We start from the raw sequence: 21,887 nt of genomic DNA on the forward strand, positions 1-21,887 counted from the left end.
AATACCGATATTAGAGTTCACTAATACCGATAAAAGAAATCGCTAATATCGGTATTAGATAAGCAGAGGAGGGAGGGGGCTACTGGCGCTTGCGGTGGGTGAGGACGGCGAGGAGGGCATTGAGGAGGCCGATCGCCGTGAGGGCGGCGAAGTAGGGCCAGAGGTCGGTGAGGTTGCTTCCCTTGAGGTAGACCATCCGCATGATGATATTGAGGTAGGTGAGGGGATTGATGTAGGCGATCACCTTGCTCCACCACGGCATCGTGCTGATGGGGGTGAAGAGTCCACTGATGATGAAGAAGATCATCACCAAGAAGAGCTCCATAAACATCGCCTGCTGGACCGACTTGGCAAGGTTGGCTACCGCTACACCCTGGAAGGCTATCACCCCCGAGAAGAGTAGCGCCCCGAGCAGTATCAGGAGGTAGCTCCCCACCGGTGCGAGCCCGTAGATAAGGTAGAGCAGCAGCGTACCGAGGAGCGTAGTGCTGACCCCGATGAGCCAGTAGGGGAGCACCTTGGCGACGATATAGGTGCTGCTCCGGAGGGGGGAGAGGTTGATCTGGGTGATGGTGCCCACCTCCTTCTCGTGCGCCAGTCCGATGGCGGGGTAGATACCGCAGAGCATCGTCAAGACCATCACGAGGATCGCCGGCAGCATATAGTACTTGTAGTTGAGTGTCGGATTGTACCGGTCGAGCATCCGGATCTCCACCGGTCTGCCGCTACCTGCCGCAAGCCCCGCCCTCTCCGTCAGGATCTCCTCGGAGGTGTCAGCGATGAGTCCGCTCATGCGATTCATCGCCATGACGGCGTTGGTGCTATTGACGGCATTGGCGATCAGTCGCACAGAGGCGTGGTGCGACAGCTCCATATCGCGGGAGAAGTCGGGCGGGATCACGAGGATCGCATCCGCCCTACTCCGGTCCACCGCCTCGTAGGCCGGCTCCTCGGAGGAGTAGACCCCGACGAGGTCGATGTCGGGAGAGGCCTCCACCTTCTGTAGTATGAGCCGAGCCTGCGCTCCTGCGGGGTCGTGGTTGACGACCGCTAGGTCGAGGTGGCGGAGGTTGAAGTTGATCACCCAGGGCGTCAGGCCGATCATGATCGTCGGGAAGAAGAAGATCATCGTCAGGAGGATCCTGTCGCGAGCGATCTGCTTAAACTCCTTCTCCAAGAGGTATCCAAAGGCAGTACTCATCTCAGGCGAGGCTTGACGTTACGGATGGCGAGGGCTATCGTGAGGATGGCGAAGAGGACGAGCACCAGCAGCTCCACCCATATGGCGGAGAGTCCGGTGCCCTGGATCATCAGCTTGCGCATCGAGGTGATGTAGTAGGTGGCGGGGATGAAGCGGGAGATCCATCGGAGGACGAGAGGCATATTCTCTACCGGGAAGATCATCCCCGAGAGGAGCATCGTCGGCATCATCACGCTGAAGCCGGTGAGGATCGTCGACTCCTTCTGCGACTTGACGAGGCTGGAGAGGAGGAGACCAAAGGCGAGACTGAAGAAGGTGAAGACCAGCGTCACGAGGAGGATCAGGGCGAGGGATCCGCGGATCGGCACCCCGAGGACGAAGCGGGAGATGACGAGGATGATCGCAATGATGATGAGGGAGACAGCGAGGTAGGGGACGGTCTTGGAGAGGACGATCGTGGTAGGGCGAGCCGGGGTGGTGAGGAGGAGCTCCATGGAGCCCTGCTCCTTCTCCCGCGCAATGCTGATACTGGTCATCAGCGTACAGATGACGAGGAGCACCAGCCCCATCAGTCCGGGGACGAAGTTGTAGGCGGAGACGAGCCCGGGATTGTAGAGCATCTGAGGGGTGACCTCGATGCTGTAGGGGATCCCCTCGCCACCGGTGTGGCGGCTCAGTTGGTCGACGATGAATTGCTGAGCATAGGCTCCCCGGATGCTCCCCATAGCGGGGTCCGACACATCAGCGATCACCTGCATGGTGGTCGGCAGCCCGGTGAGGAGGTCCCGCTCGAAGTGCTCCGGCACCACGATGGCGAGATCGATCTCGCCCGCCTTCATCATCTCCTCCGCCTCCCTGCTGTCGGCGAGCATCCCTCGGTAGAGGAAGGTGGCATTGCCCTCGAGCGCCTCCGCCAGCTGCTCACCGGTCTCATCGGTCGAGTGATCGATGATGACGGTGCGTATGTCGGTGACGTCCATATTCATCGCGAAGCCAAAGAGGAGCATCTCCGTGATCGGCATGGCGATGAGGATCAGGAGCGTCAGCGGGTCGCGGAAGATCTGCTTCCACTCCTTGATGATAAAGGCGCGCATCTGTGAGCCACGGCGCTGTGGGGCTCTCCCTCTCTTCTCTCCTCGTCTCATCGCTTCCCTTGTCTTGTGATGGCGGTAAAGAGGCTGCCCATATCGGGGACTCCCTCGGCAGCCTTCAGCTCCGCCGGTGTGCCGAGGACGCGGATCTCACCATCGACCATGATCGAGACCCGGTCGCAGTACTCCGCCTCATCCATATAGTGTGTGGTGACGAAGACGGTGATCCCGTCTACGTAAGCGACGCGGTAGATCAGCTCCCAGAAGAGCCGCCGCGTCAGCGGGTCGACCCCGCCGGTAGGCTCATCGAGGAAGACCACCTCGGGCCGGTGAAAGATCGCAGATGCGAAGGCGAGCTTCTGCTTCCAGCCGAGGGGCAGGTGACCGGCGCGGGTGTGGCGGTACTCCTCGAAGTCGAGCTGCCCGAGGAGCTCATCCGTGCGCTCCCTGATCGCCCTCTTTTTCATCCCATAGATAGCAGCGTAGAGCCGGAGATTCTCCTCCACCGTCAGGTCGGGGTAGAGGGAGAAGCGCTGGCTCATCACGCCGATGTGCTGCTTGATCCGCTCGCCCTCGTGGAGGATGTCGTGCCCGGCAACGGTGCCGCGCCCGGCGGTCGGCTTGAGGATGCCGCAGAGCATACTGATGGCGGTAGACTTGCCGGCACCATTGGCGCCGAGGAAGCCAAATATCTCGCCCCTATTGACGTGGAAAGAGATGTGGTCCACGGCGGTGAAGTCGCCAAAGACCTTCGTCAGCCCCTCTACCTCTATCACCGGATCACTCATCATCGTCTGTGGAGAGGAGGAGGAAGGCGTCCTCCAGGGTGGGCTCCGTGGCGACCGGCCGACTGCCGGAGAGCAGCGGGGAGGAGGCGACATAGCTCATCAGCGCCGCCTCATCTGCCGGGTCACGGAGGGTGATGTGGAAGGAATCGCCAAAGGCGTAGACGTGCAGCACCTGCGGACAGGCCTCCAGCGTCTTGAGGGCTGCCATCCGATCGGTCGCCTCTAAGCGGTAGAGGGGGAGAGGAAAGTGCGAGACCAGCTGCTCGGGCGTGTCGAGGGCGATGAAGTCGCCCTGCCGCATGAAGGCGACACGATCGCAGCGACTCGCCTCATCCATATAGGCTGTGGAGGCGACCACGGTGACGCCCTCTCCGGCCAGCTTACGCAGCATCTGCCAGAGGTCTGCACGGCTGATCGGGTCGATGCCGGTGGTGGGCTCATCGAGGAAGAGGACGTGCGGCTTGTGGATCAGGGCACAGGAGAGGGCGAGCTTCTGCTTCATCCCTCCGGAGAGATGGGCGGCGAGGCGGTCCTCAAAGGGCTCTATCTGGGAGTAGATGTCGGCGATGAGGGGATAATTCTCCTCCACAGTGGTGCCGAAGAGGGTGGCGTAGAAGTCGAGATTTTCCCGCACGGTGAGGTCACCATAGAGGGAGAAGGTGCCCGGCATATAGCCGATGTGGCGCCTCAGTTCGCGATAGTCCCGCACCACATCGTAGCCGTCGACGGTAGCGCTGCCCTCCTGAGGCTTGAGGAGTGAGCAGAGGATCCGGAAGAGCGTGCTCTTGCCCGCCCCGTCGGGACCGATGATGCCGAAGATCTCTCCGCGGCGGACGGTGAAGGAGAGACCTGCCGGTGCCGTTCCGACACCGACCGCCTCGCCGGCCGGGCTACGGAAGAGCAGCTTGAGCCCCTCCGCACGGATGATATCGTCCTTCACCTCCGTCATCCTCACTCTGCTGTGGGTCGGAGCAGCTCGCCGTACATACTGATCTTGAGGTACCCGTCCTCATTGGGTACCCTTACCTTGACAGCATAGACCAGCCCCGCACGGTCGTCTCGCGTCTGTACCGACTTGGGGGTAAACTCTGCCTTAGGCGAGATCCAGCTGATCGTGCCATCGTACGTGCGGCTGCCACCCTCTCCTGCGGCGCCATCCACACGCACCTTGACGCTCTCCCCCACCCGGATCAGTCCGAGATCCTCACCGGTGATGTAGGCCCGGAGGATCATCTCGTCCATATTGGCGATGCGGAAGAGCGGATGTCCCGCCGCAGCGAGCTCGCCCCGGTGGACGTAATTGGCTATCACGGTGCCGGTGATGGGGGCTGTGATCACCGACCGGCGGATCATATCGCTCACCTGCTCCACCTGCACGTCGATGGCAGACCGCTGAGCCGACACCTGTCCGCGGCTATTGGAGAGGGTCGCCTTGGTCGCCTCGATCTGCCCCTCAAGCTGGGCTATGCCGGCATCGAGGTCGTCGAGCTGCTTCTTCGTCGCCACATCGGCATCGAGGAGCCGCTTGATGCGCTCCCGCTGAGAGCGCAGGTCACTCAGCTTAGCCTCTAAGGGGGCAATCTGGGTCGCCACATCGGGCGAGGAGACCGCCACACCCGCACCGGAGTGGCGGAGAGCCTCGCGCTTCAGTGCCAGCTGAATGGTGTCCACGAGCCCCACCTCGGCGCCCTCCTGGAGCCGGTCGCCCTCGGCTACGTCCCAGCGGATCAGCTTACCGCTCACCTCGCCGGAGACGAGCACCTCCGTCGCCTCGAAGCTCCCGGTCCCGAGGAGGCTCTTATTCTCTCGATCGCAGCTCACACAGAGGAGCAAGAGGAGCGTGAGTGTGAGGGAGCAGCTGTATCGTATCTCTTTTTTCATCATCATCACTATCTTATCTACTTATCTCTCGATCTCCGCCAGCCGGTAGAGCGCCTCAAGGTACTCTATGCGGTGGAGGTCGGCCGTCTGCTTGGCAGCACTATACTTCGTCAGGAGCTGGAGCGCATCCCGCCGGGTCATCACGCCCTCCTCCACCTGCACGGTGGAGCGGTCGCTGATGCTCTTGCGGAGCGACACGATCTCCTCGTCGAGCCGCATCTGCTCGGCACTCTGCTGCACGCTGTGGCGCGCCTGTGCCAGCTCGGCTGAGGTCTTTTGCTCAAAGGTCTGCCGCTGCATCTCCGCCATCTCCGTCATCCCCCGGAGTCGGGTGCGCTGTGCACCGAGCCCATAGAGCTGACCGAAGGTCCAGCGGAAACTGAGCCCCACCATCCCGAAGGGGTGTGCCCCGGGCTTAAAGAAATTGGGGTAAGGATTGGAGTACATCGCCGTGGCGGTCAGCATCACCTGCGGCACCAGTCCGGCGAGGTAGCTGTCGTACGTCGCCTCAGCCTCCGCCGTCAGTGCATCGTAGTAGCGGTGCTCCGGGCGAAGCGGGGCGACCCGTCCGTCGGCAGTAGTCACCGGCTCAATCGGGGTCGGAGGCAGTGTCACCACCGTCTCCTCACCGAGGGAGAGACCGGTGTAGATCGTCAGCGCCTCCAGCAGCGCACGGCGACTCTCCTGCAGTGCAGCACGATCCTGAGCCGCCCGCAGCAGCTCCACACGGATCTCCTCGGCATCGGCTCGGGTAGCCACATCGCTCGCTATCGCCGCCTCCACCCGCTCCGCCTGACGGCGCAGCTCCTCGATGAGGGTCGACTGGAGGGCGGCCTGTCCGTCCACCTTGAGGAGACCGAAGTAGATCTCCGTCACCGACTTACGTACCTCCCTCAGCGCCTCCTCCGTCCGGGCATCGCGCTGAGCCTGAGTGGCTCTCAGCACCCGCCCCGAGGCGGCGGCACTGCCACCATCCCAGAGGAGCTGAGCGATGGAGACACCGATGCCCCACTGCATCTTGGGGATCGAGGGGATCTTGACCTGCGAGGCGATGCTCGCCATCGTCTCGTCCATCATCCCGTCCCACGTCTCCTGGGGGATGCCCATCGCCTTGAGGAAGGAGGGGATGGCCACCTGGAGCTTCTCGCCCTTGATCAGGTCCTGCTTCGTGGGGTTGGGCATATCGGAGAGGTAATTGACTCCGCCGGTGAGGCTGACCTGGGGGATGTAGACGTACTTCATCGCACGGCTACTCTCCCGGACCACTCTATCCATCACCTCTCGCTGCCGGAGGAGGGGGAAGTGGCTCTCCGCCGCCGAGCGCACCTCCTCGAGGGAGATCTGCTCCGCCACCGGCTCCTGGGCGCGGGCTAAAGCCCCGGCGGTAAGCAGCGCGATGGCAAAGAGGATATATCGTATATACTTGCTCATCTGTATGTAAGTCTCTCTTTTGCTCCGACGGGACCAGCGCCCATCGGCTCTACAAATCTACAGAGACCTTTGCATAATACCCCATCTGCGGCGTCACATTCGAGATTCGGGCTTGGTCATGTGCGTAAGCACACTCCCTTCGCCCTCACTCTCAGTCCCTTGCATCTGGGGCGTTCTGCAAAGTCCCTGCCGAAAAAGCGGTGCTTTTTCGGCGAAAGACCATTTTGCAAAGGTCTTCTACAAGTTTCCCGGCACTCCCGGGGGGCATCACGCCACTTGACAGTGTCGGGGTACCGGTCACCATGGTGTGCGACCAATACCCCGACAAAAGCTGTAGCCCCCTCTCCGGAGACGCCTTAGTTGAGAATGTTGCACGAAGTGCCATTCTCGCACATTTGTTTCAAATGTGCTGAGACTTTGCACGAAGGATGAGATGCAAGGCGCTGAGGATGAGGTCGAAGGGAGCGTACTCACGTACGTGACCGAGACCGAATTCCGAAAGCAACGCAGCAGATCGTCTTCGTACAATAGTCTCTAGTTAATAGGGCGTCCGGCGGGCGCGGTCCAGCTCCCGCTTCATCTCGCGGTCGCGGATGGCATTGCGCTTATCGTACTCCTTCTTACCCTTAGCGATGGCGATCTCCAGCTTCGCCAGTCCCTTGCCATTGATGAAGAGCCGGAGCGGCACGATTGTGAAGCCGGGGTCGTGCTGTGCCTCGGTGAGGTGACGGATCTCCCGCTTATTGAGCAGCAGCTTCCGGTCACGTCGCGAGCCCTCCTGGGTCCAGGAGCCAAAGGCATAGGTGCCGATATACATATTCTTGACCCACACCTCTCCGCGATCGACATAGCAGAAGCTCTGACCGAGAGAGGCGCGACCCATGCGGATCGACTTGATCTCATTACCGGTGAGCACGATGCCCGCGGTAAGTCTCTCCAGCACTTCGTAGTCATACGTCGCCCGCTTATTGCGGATATTGACGCTCTTGCGGAAGGGGGTCTTTCCCTGCCCCTTCTTGGATGTGGATGTCTTGGCCATCGGTAGGGATCAGATCACTTTGGTATTGGACTCATCGGGCTCCGAATTAGCTCCCGGAGTGATGAGGCGGTGTCCCTTGCCGTGCTTATTCTGGATCTCGATGCCGGGATCCTGGGCGAGGTGCTTCCGCAGCTTGGTGATGTAGACGTCCATGGAGCGGGCGTTGAAGTAAGTGTCCTCGCCCCAGATCGTCTTGAGGGCAAAGGAGCGGTCGACGGTGCTATTGGCATTGGCGCAGAAGAGCGCCAGCAGCTCCGTCTCCTTGGTCGTCAGGCTCACCGGCTCCTCATCCTTGTACTGGAGGGACTGGTGCTGCGTGTCGAAGACATAGTCTCCGATGCGATAGAAGGCGACGTCATCGGGCTTCTTCCCCTGCACGCGACGCAGCACCGCATCGATGCGCATCGTCAGCTCAGAGGTGTTGAAGGGCTTCTTGAGGTAGTCATCCGCCCCGAGGCTGAAGCCCTCCTGCACATCCTCGCTCAGCGTCTTGGCGGTGAGGAAGATGATCGGGGTCTCAGGATTGAGTGCGCGGATGTCCTTGGCCAGCTCGAAGCCGTCCTTCTTAGGCATCATCACGTCCAGGACGCAGATGTCCCAGTAGCGTGGGCGCTCCTCAAATCCCTGCAGCCCTGCCTCTCCGTCCTTGAAGAGGTCGGTATCATAGCCCTTCTCTGTCAGGTAGTCGGCCAGCAGTGGGCCGAGGCTCTCGTCATCCTCACAGAGGAATACTTTTACTGAGTTTTCCATGATCGTTTCTTACTTATTTGCTCTTACATTATTACTCTTACCCTTACCGGTCAGCAGCGGCAGAGTGATGATGAAGGTGGTGCCCACCCCGAGATCGCTCTCCGCATGTATGTGTCCGCCGTGCGACTTCACCGTCAGCGCAACGTAAGGGAGGCCGAGGCCAAAGCCCTTGACGTCGTGCCTATTGCCCGACGGGACACGGAAAAACCGGTCGAATATCTTCTTGAGATACTCGCGCTTGATGCCGCAGCCGTTGTCCTCCACGCGGATGGTCAGGTTGCGGTCGTTGCTCGCCGTATGTACCGTGATGTGCGGTGGCACATCGGGACGGCGGTATTTCATGGCATTGTCGAGGAGATTAAAGATGATATTGGTCAGCTGCAGCTTGTCTCCCAACACCTCGGTGCGGGTCGCCTCGAGGTCGAGGTCGAGGCTGCCGCCCGCCTCCTCCACCTTGAGCGAGTAGGTCGAGGTGGCGTCGATGATGATCTCCTCCATATCGAGCTCCGTCATCCGCAGCCGGAGACGGGAGTCGTGGCTGTCGAAGAAGGACATCTGCAGCACCTGCTCGATCAGCAGCGTGAGGCGGTAGGCCTCAGCATTGATCGACTCCAGTATGCGCGCCCGACGATCGGACTGCGACCCGATGTCGGGGTCGGAGAGCATCTCGACGCCGAGACGTATCGTGCTGACCGGCGTCTTGAGCTCGTGGGTCATATTATTGACAAAGTCGATCCGCATCTCATCGATCTTCTTTTGCCTAAAGAGGGTGATGATGGTGTAGATGAATGTGGCGAGCACTAAGATGCTGAAGATCACGGACGGGATCAGGAAGCCGATGGTCGACGAGATGAAGCGCGCCTGCCCGGGGAAGTACACCCTCAGGTAGTGGAGGCGCGAGGGCGGGTCATTGGTCAGCAGCGCCTGGGTGTAGATCTTATCGGGCTGATCGACGGGGAGGCTGCCATTGGAGAAAGAGATCGTGCCCCGGCTGTCCACCACCTCGTAGCGGAAGGGGATGGTGATCCCATACTTGTCGAGTGACTCCAGGAGGTACTCCTCTAAGTGCTGCCCGTCGATGCGGTCATAGATCGGCCTGTACTGCGCCTTACGCAGCCCCTCCAGCGCCACCTGTAGGAGGATCCTCTGCGTGACGCTATCCGGCTCCGCAAAGTGGCTCCGCAGCATCCGCTCCGCCTCACGGAAGCGATCGCCGGGCGTGACGAAGTCGTATGACTTCTTAGGCGGCTGCGGCAGCTGCTCCAGCTTGTAGTCCGGCAGCCCCTGCCCCGCTGTGCCGAGGTCAAAGGGCGCCTTGCTCCCCTCCGTCGGGCGGATCAGGTAGTCCCGCACCACATAGCCTGGCAGACCGAGGTCGACCCGGATGATGTCGATCATCTCATCCCGCTCCAGGTCGTGATTGGTCTCAAAGAGCGCCTGCCTGACTGAGCTGTCAAACTGGAACCTCCGTGCCTGATAGGTCGCATCAATGTACTTGACCTGCATAAACAGCAGGCCAACAAAGGCGACGACCATCACCACCACGATGAGCCAGAGGGTAGACTTCTTCATATCGCACCAAAGGTAGCGATTTTCCCCACCCCATTAACATAACGAGCGTTAAAGTTACAGCCCTGAAGTGTTAAATACAAGTGCTCAAGGGCTTTTGGGGACGGGCCGGGGGTCAAGAAAGCAGGGCGGGGAGGGGTGAGATCTGTATCTCTTTTTTAGTACCTTTGTCCCACGTCGGTCGGGTCTGGATCATCCCGGTAGCACAACGACCTGACGACGACTGATTAATACTCTAATAATAAGATCTATGCATACCATCGTAAGCGGCATACGTCCTACCGGAAACCTCCACGTGGGGAATTACTTCGGGGCTGTCATCAATTTTCTTAAGCTACAAAATGAGGAGAAGTGCTACTTCTTCATCGCTGACTGGCACTCCCTCACGACAGCACCCCACCCTAAGGACATCATCGCCAATGACTACACCATCCTGGCGGAGTATCTCGCTTGCGGTCTCGATCCGGAGAAGTGCACCATCTACATGCAGAGCGACGTCCATCAGACGCTCGAGCTCTACCTCTACCTCAATATGCTCGCCTACATGGGCGAGCTGGAGCGGACGACGACCTTCAAGGACAAGGTCCGCCTGCAGCCGGATAATGTCAATGCCGGACTGCTCACCTACCCGACTCTGATGGCTGCAGACATCCTGCAGCATCGGGCGTGGGGCGTGCCGGTCGGCAAGGACCAGGAGCAGAATATGGAGATGGCGCGCATCTATGCCAAGCGCTTCAATAGCACCTACGGCGTAGACTTCTTCCCCCTCCCCAAGTCGCTCGCCAGCCACGGCGATGATGCGGTGAAGATCCCCGGCCTCGATGGCTCGGGAAAGATGGGCAAGAGCGAGGGCAATGCCCTCTATCTCCGCGATGACGAGAAGACGATCCGCAAGAAGGTGATGAAGGCGGTGACCGACGCCGGTCCCCAGGCACCTCACAGCGAGAAGCCGGAGGTGATCCAAAACCTCTTTACCTTCCTCGAGATCGTGTCGGACGAGGAGACCAACCGATACTACCGCGATGCGTGGGACGACTGCTCGATCCGCTATGGCGACCTGAAGAAGCAGATCGCCGATGATCTCAATGCCTTCATCGCACCGATCCGCGAGCGGATCGAGGAGTACAGCAGCGACCGCACCTACCTCGAGAAGGTGGCTACCGCAGGTGCCGAGCGCGCCCGCGAGAGTGCGGAGGCGACGCTGAGGGAGATCCGCAGCATCGTCGGCTTCCCTCCCTACAGAGGCTGAGCCACACAAGTAATAGATACCAACATACAACACAACCGTATAGTAAGCAAGAAAATGAACGAAGGACAACTGACCGGAACCATCATCAAGATCCTGGAACCACGCAAGGGGACGAGCAAGAATACAGGCAAGGACTTCTTTGTCCAAGAGTACATCGTGGAGACACAGGAGGAGTATCCGACAAAGGTCCACTTCTCCGTCTTCGGTGAGGACAGAGTGAAGGGGTACAACCTGCAGCAGGGCGATGCCGTACAGGTCTTCTTCTACGTCAACAGCCGCGAGTTCAACGACCGGTGGTACACTGACATCCGCGTCCGCAACATCGTGAAGATCGACCCCGCTCAGATGGCCGGTGCTCAGGTGGGCACCCCCTATGGTCAGCCGATGGGTAACTTCGGTCCCCAGCCTCAGGCTCCCCAGGGTATGCCCGGCTATGGTGGTCAGGCTCCTCAGGGTATGCCCGGCTATGGCGCCCCGCAGCAGCCCTATGGTCCCCAGCAGGGCGATGGTGGCAATGGTGGCGGCGTAGACGATCTGCCCTTCTGAGAGAGAGCCATCGATCCGGACGTCCGGTGAGTGGCTGAGAGCCGCCTGTCGGACCCTGTGATGAGTAAGCGGAGGGAGCCCCTTTGGGAAAAGTGGCTCTCCCTCGCTTCGGTGACGATCCGAGGCTTGGCGCACCGGCTCCCGCAAGCGGGAGAGAGTGTGTGACCTGCCCTCCCGTCGGTCTTATGATGTGGCCGTATGAGGGAGAACCCATGGTCGGGCCGGGCTAACGCATCGAGCCCCCGTCCGTGGGGATGAGAGTATGAGTGATAGAGTATGAGAGTATGGGATATAAAGAAGTAATGGCCCTCCGCCAAGAGGGCGATCTGGAGAGCGCTGTGAAGCTTGCCCGGGAGGACTACAAGGAGTCTCCCAATCAGTGGTCCTCGTCGGCACTCTTCTGGGTGCTGAAGGATGTCGCCACCGATGCCATTGAGGGTGGTGAGATAGATACCGCCGCTGAGGTGGTGTCGGAGATGGAGACGCTTATCAAGGGCATGGGGGCTACCGCACCGATGGCGGAGGAGTCCCTCGCCTCGCTGCGCCAGAGTGTCGTGCCGCACTTCGGGGAGCTGAATGGACTGCTGACCGGCTATCAGACGGAGAAAAACCCCTACCACCGACGGGATCAGGTGAGGCAGACCTTTGACAAAGTACTCAGCTGGCACAACTCCAAGGAGGGGCTTCACAAGGCACTCCATCCTCGGGTTGCCCAGGTGGTGAGTGACTTCTTTGAGTCGCGTAATAAGTTTATCACTATCGAGGAGGTTCGACAGGCGCTGCGGATCTATCTCAGCCTCGAGATAGAGCGTCCGTCAGCACTCAACTCCCGTATCCTCGACCAAGTATTGCGCGTGAAGAGCCTCTTCCGGGAGCGCCTCGACTTTATCGACTTCCTCACCAAGTGGGACCCTGCTAAGTCCCTCCGCCCGGAGGACTGGCAGCGCAGCAGTGGCAAGGGGCGTAAGGATCGCGGACCGGAGACGCCCTCCCTCGTAGACCGCGCTCTCACGGTCGCTATCGAGGAGCTGTTGGACCGGCGCGAGACCAAGGTGCCGGAGATGATCTACGAGCTCTTTACAGGACTGGAGAGTCTCTACCCGGACGACCGTCTCGTCAAGCTGACTCAGGCGAGGCTGCACCTCCTCGAGGGGGAGCGGGCTACCGCACTCGATGAGTATCAGCGGGTACTCATGATCTACTCCGAGCCCCGCATATGGGGCGAGCTCGCCTCTCTCCTCTCTGATGACCCGGCACTGGAGGCTGCAGCCCTCGCCAAGGCACTGAAGGAGGAGACGGACGACTACGAGCCCTACCTCCTCACCGTGCGGCTCCACTACGCCAAGCTGCTGATCGACCGAGGCGACTACGACAAAGCCCTCCGGGAGCTGCGGATCATCGCACAGATCGCCGGAGAGAGGGGACGGAAGCTGCCGCAGAGCTACGAGAAGATGCTGGAGATGATCCCCGAGGGGACGGTGGAGGATAAGGAGAATAAGGCACACTACATCCTCGATGCCCGACCGGCAGAGGCGTATGTGTACCGCTCTCTCGCTGCCACTCCGATGATCGTGATGGACGTGATCGCCCTGCGCCTCAAGGAGCCGATGCGGCAGGTGGTGCCGATGCTGAAGCTCAGCAGCCCCGAGGGACGGGTGCTGCTCACCAACCCCACAGAGATGGGTCTGCCGGAGGGGGACCTGAGAGGGAAGCTCTTCGACGTGAAGTTTATCGAGCCGGAGGACAGCCACGCCATCGTGGTACATATGGAGCCATCGGAGTCGGACCCTCGCGATCTCTTCCCCCTGCGGGTCGCCTACATCACCGGATACAGCCAGGGGATGCACGCCTTCCACCTCATCGACTCAGAGAGCAAGCATCACTATCTGCCGGGAGAGGAGGAGGACTTCATGATCGGGGACTTCGTCAATTTTATCCTCCTCTACGACACGATCCGCAAGCCGACACCGAAGCGTCCCGCCCAGCAGAGGGCACTCCTGCTCGCACCGCATCGCATCGACCCGGAGGAGGCGCTGACGGACTTCCCCCTCGTCCCCGCACGGGTGATCTCCACGGACGAGTCCAGAGTGACGATAGAGACGGACGAGGGGATCACGGGGACTTTCTCCCAGAGCTTGGCGCCCATCGAGCTGTCGGAGGGCGATCTCTGCACGCTCCGAGGCTTTGTCTTCCGGAAGCGTGACCGCTTCACCGGTGAGCAGCGCTCCTACTTTGTCACCCTGTCGGTAGAGCCTCTGCCGGCGGATCAGCTCTGAAGTGCGACTGATGGAGAGTATCCCCTTCATAGCCTGGTGTCTCGAGCACCTCAACTACTTCACCATCACACTGCTGATGGCGATAGAGAGCTCCTTCATCCCCTTCCCGAGTGAGATCGTGATCCCACCCGCAGCCTATCTGGCGGCGAGTACGGGGGAGATGAGCGTGGTGGGGATCTTCTTCTTCGGCACCCTCGGTGCACTCATCGGGGCGTCGGTGAATTACTTCCTCGCTCGCTGGCTCGGGCGCCCGGTCGTCTATGCTTTTGCCGGGAGCCGCGTGGGGGCATTCTTCCTCCTCAGCACGGAGGGGGTGCGCCACGCGGAGGAGTATTTCGTCCGACATGGTAAGGTGGCGACTTTCACCGGTCGGCTGATCCCGGGGATCCGGCAGCTGATCTCGCTACCGGCAGGGCTGTCGCAGATGCCGCTGGCACCCTTTTACCTCTACACCGCACTTGCGGCAGGCCTCTGGAATATTGTGCTGATCACCATCGGGTGGTATCTTGAGCACGTCGTGCCGATGGATCAGCTCAGCCCTATGGTCTCCCGCTACAGCACGGAGATCGGGCGTATCATCATCGCTGTGGTGGTGATCGTACTCGGGGTGATGATGTACCGGGCACACCGGCGTAAGTCCCTTGAGGAAAGCCTCGAGGACCAGGAGAAGAGCAAGTGAGCCATGGCTGAGGAGAGACCATTTATCGTGCCTGAGAGCGATGAGCCGGCGGCCGCCAAGGGAGTCCGCTGGGCTCGGTGGGACAGGCTGTCCAACCTCTTTGTCGGCGACAAGGGGATCTGGATCGTGACCTTTGCCCTGATGCTGATCAGCATCATCGTCGTCTTCTCCGCCGTGAGCCAGGAGGCGTTTCGGGCAGAGAATAGCGGGCAAAACTTCTTTGGGCAGATCCTGAAGCACCTGATCTTAGTGGTCTGCGCCCTCGGCATCATCGTCCTCGGGTCACACGTCCCGAGCTCCTACTACCTGCGATCATCGACGATAGCTTTCATCTTCTCCCTCATCTTGCTGATGCTGGTGCCCTTCATCGGTATAGAGATCAATGGCGGGAAGCGGTGGCTAAAGATCTTTTTCCTCACCTTCCAGCCCTCGGAGCTGACGCGACTGACGCTGATCAACTTCACCGCCAGCCTCCTCCGCGGGAGCGATGACACCCACTCGTCACCGCGGGTCTTCTGGACCATCATCATCGCCACCGGGATCACCTGTCTCCTGATCTTTATGGAGAATATCTCGACGGCGGTCTTCCTCGCCCTGATCGTCTACCTGATGATGTGGGTCGGCGGGGCGCATCGGAAGAGTATGCGCTGGCTCACCGTCGGTGCCGCCTCTGTCATCGCTCTGGTGGTGTTGGTCGTGATGGTGGCGCCCAAGGGGTCGGTGATCGACATCGGCCGCACCTCGACCGGGTACAGCCGCCTTACAGGATTCTTTGAGAAGTGGGGAAAGCCGATCAATGAGGAGACCTACGATGACATCATGGGCAGCGACTACCAGGTGGTGGCGGCCCAGAAGGCGATCGCCAATAGCAACGTCATCGGCAAGGGTCCGGGGCAGAGCGAGCTGCGGCAGTTCCTCCCACAGGCATTCTCTGACTACGTGTACAATGTGGTGGTGGAGGAGTACGGCATCTTTGGCTCTGCGGGGTTGCTGATCCTCTACCTTGTCTTCTTCTTCCGCTGCGGGATGCTCGCCAGCCGCTCCCGAAGCATGTACCGGACCCTCGTCCTGATGGGCGTGGGGATACTTGTCACCACACAGGCGATGATGAATATGGCGGTGGCGGCCAACCTGCTGCCGGTGACGGGACAGACGCTGCCCTTTATCTCCAAGGGTGGCTCCTCGTACATCATCACGGCGATCTACTTCGCCATCGTGCAGAGTATCGCACACGACATCAATAAGCGACGACTTTACCAGGACGCCGCAGTATCGGGACATCCCGACCGGATCATTGACCTGGAGGAGGTGCCGGAGCTGGAGGAGGAGATACAGCTCACTGACGAACTAACCAAGCACCAGAAGGAGCGGCTCCGCGAGGAGTCCAAGTCCGGAGGGGCAGAATAGTCTTGCTTTTATGGATAAAGAAACAGCATCTACAGAATTGTATCGGGTCATCATCAGTGGCGGTGGCACCGGTGGGCATATCTTCCCGGCGCTCTCCATAGCGGATGAGATCCGCCGCCGCTTCCCGAAGTGCGACATCCAGTTTGTCGGTGCGGAGGGGCGCGCAGAGGCGAAGCGGGTGCCGGCAGCAGGTTACCCGATCCACCTCCTACCGGTCCGCGGTCTCTCCAGCGGAGGTGGGCTCAAGAGACTTTTCTCGCTGATCCCCTTCACCACCCAGCTCTACAAGAGCACGAAGCAGGCGCAGGACTTTGTCCACCACTTTGACCCCCAGGTCGTCGTCGGTGTGGGAGGGTACGCCAGTGCGCCGACGCTGATCGCTGCCAACCACTTCGGTATACCGGTGGTGGTGCAGGAGCAAAATTCTTATGCCGGCAAGGCCAATAAGCTGGTGGCAAAAAAAGCGAAGTGCGTCTGCACCGCCTATCCCCATATGCGCCGTTTCTTCCCCGACACCCCCGAGATCGTCCTCACGGGCAATCCGATCCGCCACAGCCTGCTGGAGACGGAGCGGAAGAGCCGGGCAGCGTATGCCACCTTTGACCTCTCACCCGACAAGAAGACCCTCCTGATCCTCGGTGGGAGCCTCGGTGCCGGGACGATCAATAAGAGCATCCTCGAGTCAATCGCTCAGCTCGCCTACCGGGAGGACCTGCAGGTGATCTGGCAATGTGGTGAGAGCCACTACGGTGGGCTGGAGCGCCAGGTGAGAGACTTTGACTCGATCCACCTGATGCCCTTCATCAGCGAGATGGATCACGCCTACGCCATCGCCGACCTCGTCATCTCGCGCGCCGGTGCCGGCACCATCTCTGAGCTGACTGCCCTCGGGCTGCCGGCGATACTTGTCCCGTCACCCAACGTCGCCGAGGACCACCAGACGCACAATGCGCAGTCCCTCGTCGACCGCGGGGCCGCCCTGATGGTGCCTGACAGCAAGGCGGGGACCGATCTGGTCCCGACGGCACTCGATATGCTGAGCCATCCGGAGCAGTGCGAGCGTATGGCGACGGCGGCCAAGGAGCTCGGGCTACCCGATGCCACACAACGAATTGTCGATGAGATCCAGCGCTATGCCCGACCCTAACCCTTCATCAAGAGCCATCTTCTTCATCGGCATCGGTGGCATCGGCATGAGTGCCCTCGCCGAGTATTTCCTCTACTACGGCTACACCGTAGGGGGGTACGACCACGTGCGGAAGCCGGTCTCCGATCGCTTGGAGGCGCTCGGGGCGGAAATCCTCTACGATGATGACCCAACGCTGCTGCCTGAGCCCTTCCGCGCGGATCAGCCAGGTCTGACAGTCGTCTACACGCCCGCCATCCATGAGGACAATGGACTGCGGACCTACTACCGAGAGCACGGCGTACCACAGATAAAGCGGGCCGAGCTCCTCGGGCAGGTGACCCGGAGGCACAAGGCCCTCTGCGTCGCCGGGTCGCACGGCAAGACCACCACCTCCTCCCTCCTCGCACACCTGATGCGACGCTCCCACTTGGGGGTCAATGCCTTTATCGGTGGTCTGATGCTCAATTATGACTCAAATAATCTCCTTCTCGATGAGGAGAGTGACTACGTGGTGGTCGAGGCGGACGAGTTTGACCGCTCCTTCCACCGCCTGACCCCCTATGCGGTGATCGTCACCGCGACGGAGGCGGACCACCTCGACATCTACGGCACAGCGGCGGAGTATGTGGCAGCCTTTGGCACCTTTGTCGGGCTGCTGCGCCCCGGTGGCTTCGTGATCGCTGAGGAGGAGGCAGAGATCCACCCGGAGTCGCTTCCCGAGGGGACCCGACTCTATCGCTATGGCGCCTCGGAGCAGTGCGACTACTACTACGACCGAGTGAGCTACGAGGGGGAGCACCTCTTTTTTGACCTCCACACACCTGACGGAGTTCTCCGCCATCTCGAGCTGGGCACACCGATACGAATCAATGTCCTCAACGCTACCGCTGCCATCGCCATGGCGCTCCGCGTGGGGCTGACGGAGGAGGAGATCCGCCCCGCCCTTGCCGACTACCGCGGGATCCACCGCCGCTTTGAGCGGACCCGTATAGGGACCGATGGTCCCGTGGTGATCGACGAGTATGCGCACCACCCGGGTGAGGTCCGCCGCTCACTCCTCTCGATACGAGAGCTCTACCCGGGGAAGCGCATCACGCTCGTCTTCCAGCCCCACCTATACAGCCGGACGAAGGACTTTATGGAGGACTTCGGCAAGGCGCTCTCCACGGTGGACGATGTCATCCTGGCCCCGATCTATCCCGCCCGTGAGGAGCCGATCCCCGGCGTCACCTCGGAGGCACTCCTTGATCGGATCACCTCCCCGCACAAGAGGGTAGTACCCCTCGAGGCACTACCGGAGGAGCTGGAGCACCACTCCTTTGACGTGCTGGTGATGATGGGAGCGGGGGACATAGAGTTTGAGATCCCAAAGGTGATCGACCACCTCAGGAGATCAGAGCAGTAAGCCACACGCCTATGATACGCCGTACAAGGAAAGAGAAAGTCCGCTGGATCCTCGCCTGCACGCTGATGGCACTATTGGTGGTACTGCTCGGCTGCTCTTTTGCCATTGCGCGGCACCACGTATCCTATGCGATCCACCCATCCCGCACGGTGATACGCATCGTTGACACGGGGAAAGGGCGCTTCCTCAGGGAGCGAGAGGTGGCGGTGGTACTTCCGATCGACCTCAAGGACAGCATCTCACGCGGTGTGGACCCCGACCGCATTGAGAGAGATCTGGTGGACGCCTCCACTTACATCCGCAGCGCCACCGCCTTTATCTCTCCCTCCACAAAGCGGCTTCACGTCATCGTCCACGAGCGCACGCCGATCATCCGGTACCTCCGCAACGGCACCTCCTGGTACCTTGATGATGAGGGGATCTCCGTCCCTCAGAGACAAGGCTCCGCTGCCTACGTCCCCCTTGCGGAGGGCGCGATGACCGACGGCACGATCCACTACGTCCTCTACCCGCTGGCACAGTACCTCTACGACCACAGCGAGTGGAGTCACTTCTTCAGCTACATTGACATCATCTCCGAGAGCAAGATTCACCTCTACCCGAGAGTCGGCACCGTGGTCTTTGAGCTCCATGGGCTGGAGACGCTCGAGCAGGACCTCGCCAAGATACCCATCTACTACAAGGATATAGAGCCACAGGTGGGGACCAATAAGTACGCCCTCGTCAAGCTCTCCTATGACAATCAGATCGTATGCGTGAAGAGAGAGAAGTAGTCCCTCCCCACGATCGGGCGGTGACCGAGCAGGAGATTGAGGCCAACGAGCGGGAGAAAACGCGAGCCTACGCCTTCTCCTCACTCGTCAATTTTCTCCTGCCACCGATCAAGCTCTTCGCCGGTATCACCGGCCACTCGGCGGCACTGATCGCTGATGCGATCAATTCGCTCCTCGACATCTGTGCCAATATCATCACCTACATCTTCCTCCACATCTCAGCGAAGCCTAAGGAGGATGACGAGCACATCTACGGCCACGGCAAGTACGAGATCGTCGGCTCGCTCCTGATCGCCCTGTCGATGCTGGTGACGGGAGTGCTGATCGTCTTTGGCTCCTGTCGCACCCTTTATGCCTTCTTCCGCGAGGGAGTGCTCCCCAAGGAGCCGGAGGTGATCGCCCTGTGGGTGGCCGTCGGTACGGTCGTGATGAAGCTCGTCACCTACTACTACACTGAGCGGAAGGCAAAAGAGACCCACTCCGATGCCCTACACGCTCAGGCGATGGATCACATCTCGGACGTCTTCTCCGCCTCAGCCGTGGTGATAGGCGTGCTGGGCGCTCGGTTGATCCCGGGGGAGGGGACGCTCTTTGAGCCACTCGCGGCTATCATCGTCGGCGGACTCATCATCCGCTCCGGCATAGGCGTCTACCGCCCCGCCATCCTCAAGCTCACCGATAGCACCGTCGACACAGAGACCGTGGAGGAGATCCGAAGCGTCGTCCGCACCATCCCGGGTGCCACCTCGCCTCACCACATCATGGCGCGTATGATCGGGTCTGAGACGCTCTCTATCGAGCTGGATATACGAGCTGACGGACTCCTCACACTCTACGAGGCGCACGACATCGCAAGCGAGACTGAGCAGGCACTTATGGACCACTTCGGTGCTCGGACGCACGTGGTAGTCCATATGGAGCCCTCCCACCCCTACCGCCACACGAGGGACTTCATGCAGCGCCGACCGGAGCTCTGCGACCCCGACTCGGGCGAGCCACTCCCGGATAGATGACAAAAAAGGGTCCCCTCCACCTCCCCGCACGACTGCAGTCCGCCCGCCTCGAGGCGGGCATCGACGAGGTGGGTCGCGGCTGCCTTGCCGGTCCTGTGGTGGCCGCCGCTGTGATCCTCCCCGAGGACTTTGACCTCCCCGGACTGACTGACTCCAAGCAGCTCACAGCCCATCGCCGCGAGGACTACGACCTCACCATCAGGGAAAAGGCGATCGCTGTCTCCGTAGGCAGCGCCACCGTTGAGGAGATCGACCGGCTGAATATCCTCGGGGCCACCTTCCTCGCCATGGAGCGAGCCATCGAGGGGCTGGAGCCCCGCCCGGGGTACCTCCTCATCGATGGCAACCGCTTCCGTAGCCACCTCGAGATCCCCTACGAGACGATCGTAGGGGGTGACGGCAGGGTCGCCTCGATAGCAGCCGCCTCCATTGTGGCAAAGGTCTACCGTGACCATCTGATGGCTCACCTCGCCGAGGAGTACCCCCAGTACCACTGGGAGCGAAACGCCGGCTACGGCACAGCCGCCCATCTCGCCGCCATCCGGTCGTGCGGGCTCACGCCACACCACCGCCGCTCCTTCGCCCCCTGCCGCCCCACACTTTTCGACAGCTGATCCCCTCCCCCAGAGAGGAGATCATCACAGCAGAGCTATCGCACAAAGGTCCTGCAACCCTTGACCTATTTTAGGTAAAAGATGAGATCATACGCTCTCACTACCATATGTAGGCCCCTCTGACATGGCAGAGAGAATCGCCATAAATAGTGGAGAAGGCACCTTGTGGGAGTAGGATTGATAACCCACAAGAGAGTTGTCGGACGATTACTCTTCGTCGTCCTCCTCACTATCCATGTCAAGGGTGTCGCTATAGTCGGAGAGGGCTGTGTCAAGCATATCCGAGGCTTCCTCCAAGGCGCCTGCCGCCCTATTTAAGGCATCAGATAAGGTCTTGTACCCCATTTTCTGATAGGTCAGCAGTTGGAGTTTAAGACTTAGCTTGCCAATCTGCTTCTGCTCTTCCGGGGTGTAGTCGTACTTTTTCATCTTATCAAAGATGGCACCCGTTTGTTCTGCGACCTTGGTCCAGTCCTCATCGGTAAAGTTGTCTCCCCTCTTGTCCACTATTTCCACTAATGCCTCAAGATCGTGGATGGGGTCTTCCTTCGTGGCACAGCTTGTGAGGGCTGCAAGAAAGAGAGAAAGCACAAAGAAAATAGTTAGGGTCTTTCTATTCATAACAAATGCTGCTGTGATGATGGTAATAAAATGTGGCGTATAGGTCAAAATGGGCGTGTAGGTCAGAATTGATAGCAAAAACGGTACGGACACACACGTTAGGAGTCAAAAAAGAAATTGATGTAGAGCATAAATCACACACTCACAGCAAGAGTCAGCACTCTTTAGACGTGTGTAACTATGCGACATCCCTTCTATCATTATTAACACAACTATATACATGGTTAAGCACTCTAGCTCACCAACCATTATGACCTATACTATAAGTCAATATAAGAGCGCCCAACACCTATCAGACAAGCCCTCCTATATGCAGTACGAGAAAGGCAGACTGTCTGACAGGGTCAAAGGGGCGTCACGAAAGAGCATAAAGAGAGAGGAGAGACCGGACAGTTGAGTGTCTGATCTCTCCTCTCAAAAAGACG

At 60.1% G+C, this 21,887-nt stretch carries 20 protein-coding genes; 10 read left to right on the forward strand and 10 right to left on the reverse strand.

Going from position 1 to position 21,887, the window contains the following annotated elements; translation table 11 throughout:
* Positions 1 to 79: 79 nt before the first annotated feature.
* From HMPREF2890_RS02455 to HMPREF2890_RS02495, 9 genes are all read right to left on the reverse strand, one after another.
* Positions 80 to 1,201 carry an ABC transporter permease gene (locus tag HMPREF2890_RS02455; protein ID WP_070464817.1) on the reverse strand — a complete coding sequence of 374 codons (1,122 nt, stop codon included), beginning with the start codon at positions 1,199 to 1,201 and terminating at the stop codon, positions 80 to 82.
* The gene (locus tag HMPREF2890_RS02460; RefSeq protein ID WP_246825262.1) at positions 1,198 to 2,346 is read right to left on the reverse strand and encodes an ABC transporter permease; all 1,149 of its coding nucleotides are present in this window, start codon (positions 2,344 to 2,346) and stop codon (positions 1,198 to 1,200) included. Before HMPREF2890_RS02460 ends, HMPREF2890_RS02455 begins: the two co-directional genes overlap by 4 nt.
* A complete protein-coding gene (locus HMPREF2890_RS02465; RefSeq protein ID WP_246825264.1) occupies positions 2,343 to 3,083 on the reverse strand; it encodes an ABC transporter ATP-binding protein in 741 nt (246 codons plus the stop codon). The genes HMPREF2890_RS02460 and HMPREF2890_RS02465 overlap by 4 nt, the downstream gene beginning before the upstream one ends.
* Positions 3,073 to 4,029: an ABC transporter ATP-binding protein gene (locus tag HMPREF2890_RS02470; protein ID WP_070464824.1), complete on the reverse strand. Its 957-nt coding sequence runs from the start codon at positions 4,027 to 4,029 to the stop codon at positions 3,073 to 3,075. The genes HMPREF2890_RS02465 and HMPREF2890_RS02470 overlap by 11 nt, the downstream gene beginning before the upstream one ends.
* Before the next feature lie 2 nt (positions 4,030 to 4,031).
* Positions 4,032 to 4,967 carry an HlyD family secretion protein gene (locus HMPREF2890_RS02475; RefSeq protein WP_246825265.1) on the reverse strand — a complete coding sequence of 312 codons (936 nt, stop codon included), beginning with the start codon at positions 4,965 to 4,967 and terminating at the stop codon, positions 4,032 to 4,034.
* 15 nt (positions 4,968 to 4,982) lie between these two features.
* Positions 4,983 to 6,392 carry a TolC family protein gene (locus HMPREF2890_RS02480; RefSeq protein ID WP_070464827.1) on the reverse strand — a complete coding sequence of 470 codons (1,410 nt, stop codon included), beginning with the start codon at positions 6,390 to 6,392 and terminating at the stop codon, positions 4,983 to 4,985.
* 538 nt (positions 6,393 to 6,930) lie between these two features.
* Positions 6,931 to 7,431 carry an SsrA-binding protein SmpB gene (gene smpB / locus HMPREF2890_RS02485; RefSeq protein ID WP_018106577.1) on the reverse strand — a complete coding sequence of 167 codons (501 nt, stop codon included), beginning with the start codon at positions 7,429 to 7,431 and terminating at the stop codon, positions 6,931 to 6,933.
* A gap of 9 nt (positions 7,432 to 7,440) precedes the next feature.
* The gene (locus tag HMPREF2890_RS02490; protein ID WP_070464831.1) at positions 7,441 to 8,181 is read right to left on the reverse strand and encodes a response regulator transcription factor RprY; all 741 of its coding nucleotides are present in this window, start codon (positions 8,179 to 8,181) and stop codon (positions 7,441 to 7,443) included.
* Between the two features lie 9 nt (positions 8,182 to 8,190).
* Positions 8,191 to 9,753, reverse strand: a complete 1,563-nt coding sequence (locus tag HMPREF2890_RS02495) for a sensor histidine kinase (protein ID WP_070464834.1) — start codon at positions 9,751 to 9,753, stop codon at positions 8,191 to 8,193.
* Positions 9,754 to 10,000: 247 nt separating this feature from the next.
* On the opposite strand from HMPREF2890_RS02495, the gene trpS reads away from it, so the two are divergent.
* The 10 genes from trpS (at position 10,001) to HMPREF2890_RS02545 (ending at position 20,841) form a co-directional block, all read left to right on the forward strand.
* Positions 10,001 to 10,999, forward strand: coding sequence for a tryptophan--tRNA ligase (trpS, locus tag HMPREF2890_RS02500; protein WP_070464837.1), 999 nt, complete (start codon positions 10,001 to 10,003; stop codon positions 10,997 to 10,999).
* 54 nt (positions 11,000 to 11,053) lie between these two features.
* Positions 11,054 to 11,545, forward strand: coding sequence for a DUF3127 domain-containing protein (locus tag HMPREF2890_RS02505; protein WP_070464839.1), 492 nt, complete (start codon positions 11,054 to 11,056; stop codon positions 11,543 to 11,545).
* Positions 11,546 to 11,829: 284 nt separating this feature from the next.
* The gene (locus tag HMPREF2890_RS02510) at positions 11,830 to 13,821 is read left to right on the forward strand and encodes a DUF7017 domain-containing protein (RefSeq protein WP_070464843.1); all 1,992 of its coding nucleotides are present in this window, start codon (positions 11,830 to 11,832) and stop codon (positions 13,819 to 13,821) included.
* Between the two features lie 10 nt (positions 13,822 to 13,831).
* Positions 13,832 to 14,500 carry a DedA family protein gene (locus tag HMPREF2890_RS02515; RefSeq protein WP_070464875.1) on the forward strand — a complete coding sequence of 223 codons (669 nt, stop codon included), beginning with the start codon at positions 13,832 to 13,834 and terminating at the stop codon, positions 14,498 to 14,500.
* Between the two features lie 3 nt (positions 14,501 to 14,503).
* The gene (locus HMPREF2890_RS02520; protein WP_070464846.1) at positions 14,504 to 15,907 is read left to right on the forward strand and encodes an FtsW/RodA/SpoVE family cell cycle protein; all 1,404 of its coding nucleotides are present in this window, start codon (positions 14,504 to 14,506) and stop codon (positions 15,905 to 15,907) included.
* Positions 15,908 to 15,917: 10 nt separating this feature from the next.
* Positions 15,918 to 17,054 (forward strand): undecaprenyldiphospho-muramoylpentapeptide beta-N-acetylglucosaminyltransferase, encoded by a 1,137-nt coding sequence (murG, locus tag HMPREF2890_RS02525; RefSeq protein ID WP_070464849.1) that lies wholly within the window; start codon positions 15,918 to 15,920, stop codon positions 17,052 to 17,054.
* On the forward strand, positions 17,026 to 18,441 hold the full coding sequence (gene murC, locus HMPREF2890_RS02530) for a UDP-N-acetylmuramate--L-alanine ligase (protein ID WP_070464852.1): 1,416 nt from the start codon (positions 17,026 to 17,028) through the stop codon (positions 18,439 to 18,441). The genes murG and murC overlap by 29 nt, the downstream gene beginning before the upstream one ends.
* Before the next feature lie 11 nt (positions 18,442 to 18,452).
* Positions 18,453 to 19,214: a cell division protein FtsQ/DivIB gene (locus HMPREF2890_RS02535; RefSeq protein WP_148130654.1), complete on the forward strand. Its 762-nt coding sequence runs from the start codon at positions 18,453 to 18,455 to the stop codon at positions 19,212 to 19,214.
* Positions 19,193 to 20,227 carry a cation diffusion facilitator family transporter gene (locus HMPREF2890_RS02540; RefSeq protein WP_070464858.1) on the forward strand — a complete coding sequence of 345 codons (1,035 nt, stop codon included), beginning with the start codon at positions 19,193 to 19,195 and terminating at the stop codon, positions 20,225 to 20,227. Before HMPREF2890_RS02535 ends, HMPREF2890_RS02540 begins: the two co-directional genes overlap by 22 nt.
* Complete coding sequence (locus HMPREF2890_RS02545) at positions 20,224 to 20,841, forward strand: ribonuclease HII (protein WP_070464861.1); 618 nt, start codon at positions 20,224 to 20,226, stop codon at positions 20,839 to 20,841. The genes HMPREF2890_RS02540 and HMPREF2890_RS02545 overlap by 4 nt, the downstream gene beginning before the upstream one ends.
* Before the next feature lie 207 nt (positions 20,842 to 21,048).
* Here the strand turns inward: HMPREF2890_RS02545 and HMPREF2890_RS02550 are convergent, their stop codons facing one another.
* A complete protein-coding gene (locus tag HMPREF2890_RS02550; RefSeq protein ID WP_070464864.1) occupies positions 21,049 to 21,462 on the reverse strand; it encodes a hypothetical protein in 414 nt (137 codons plus the stop codon).
* Positions 21,463 to 21,887 lie beyond the last annotated feature (425 nt).

The sequence above is a fragment of the Porphyromonas sp. HMSC065F10 genome (assembly GCF_001808555.1).
GTDB lineage: Bacteria > Bacteroidota > Bacteroidia > Bacteroidales > Porphyromonadaceae > Porphyromonas_A.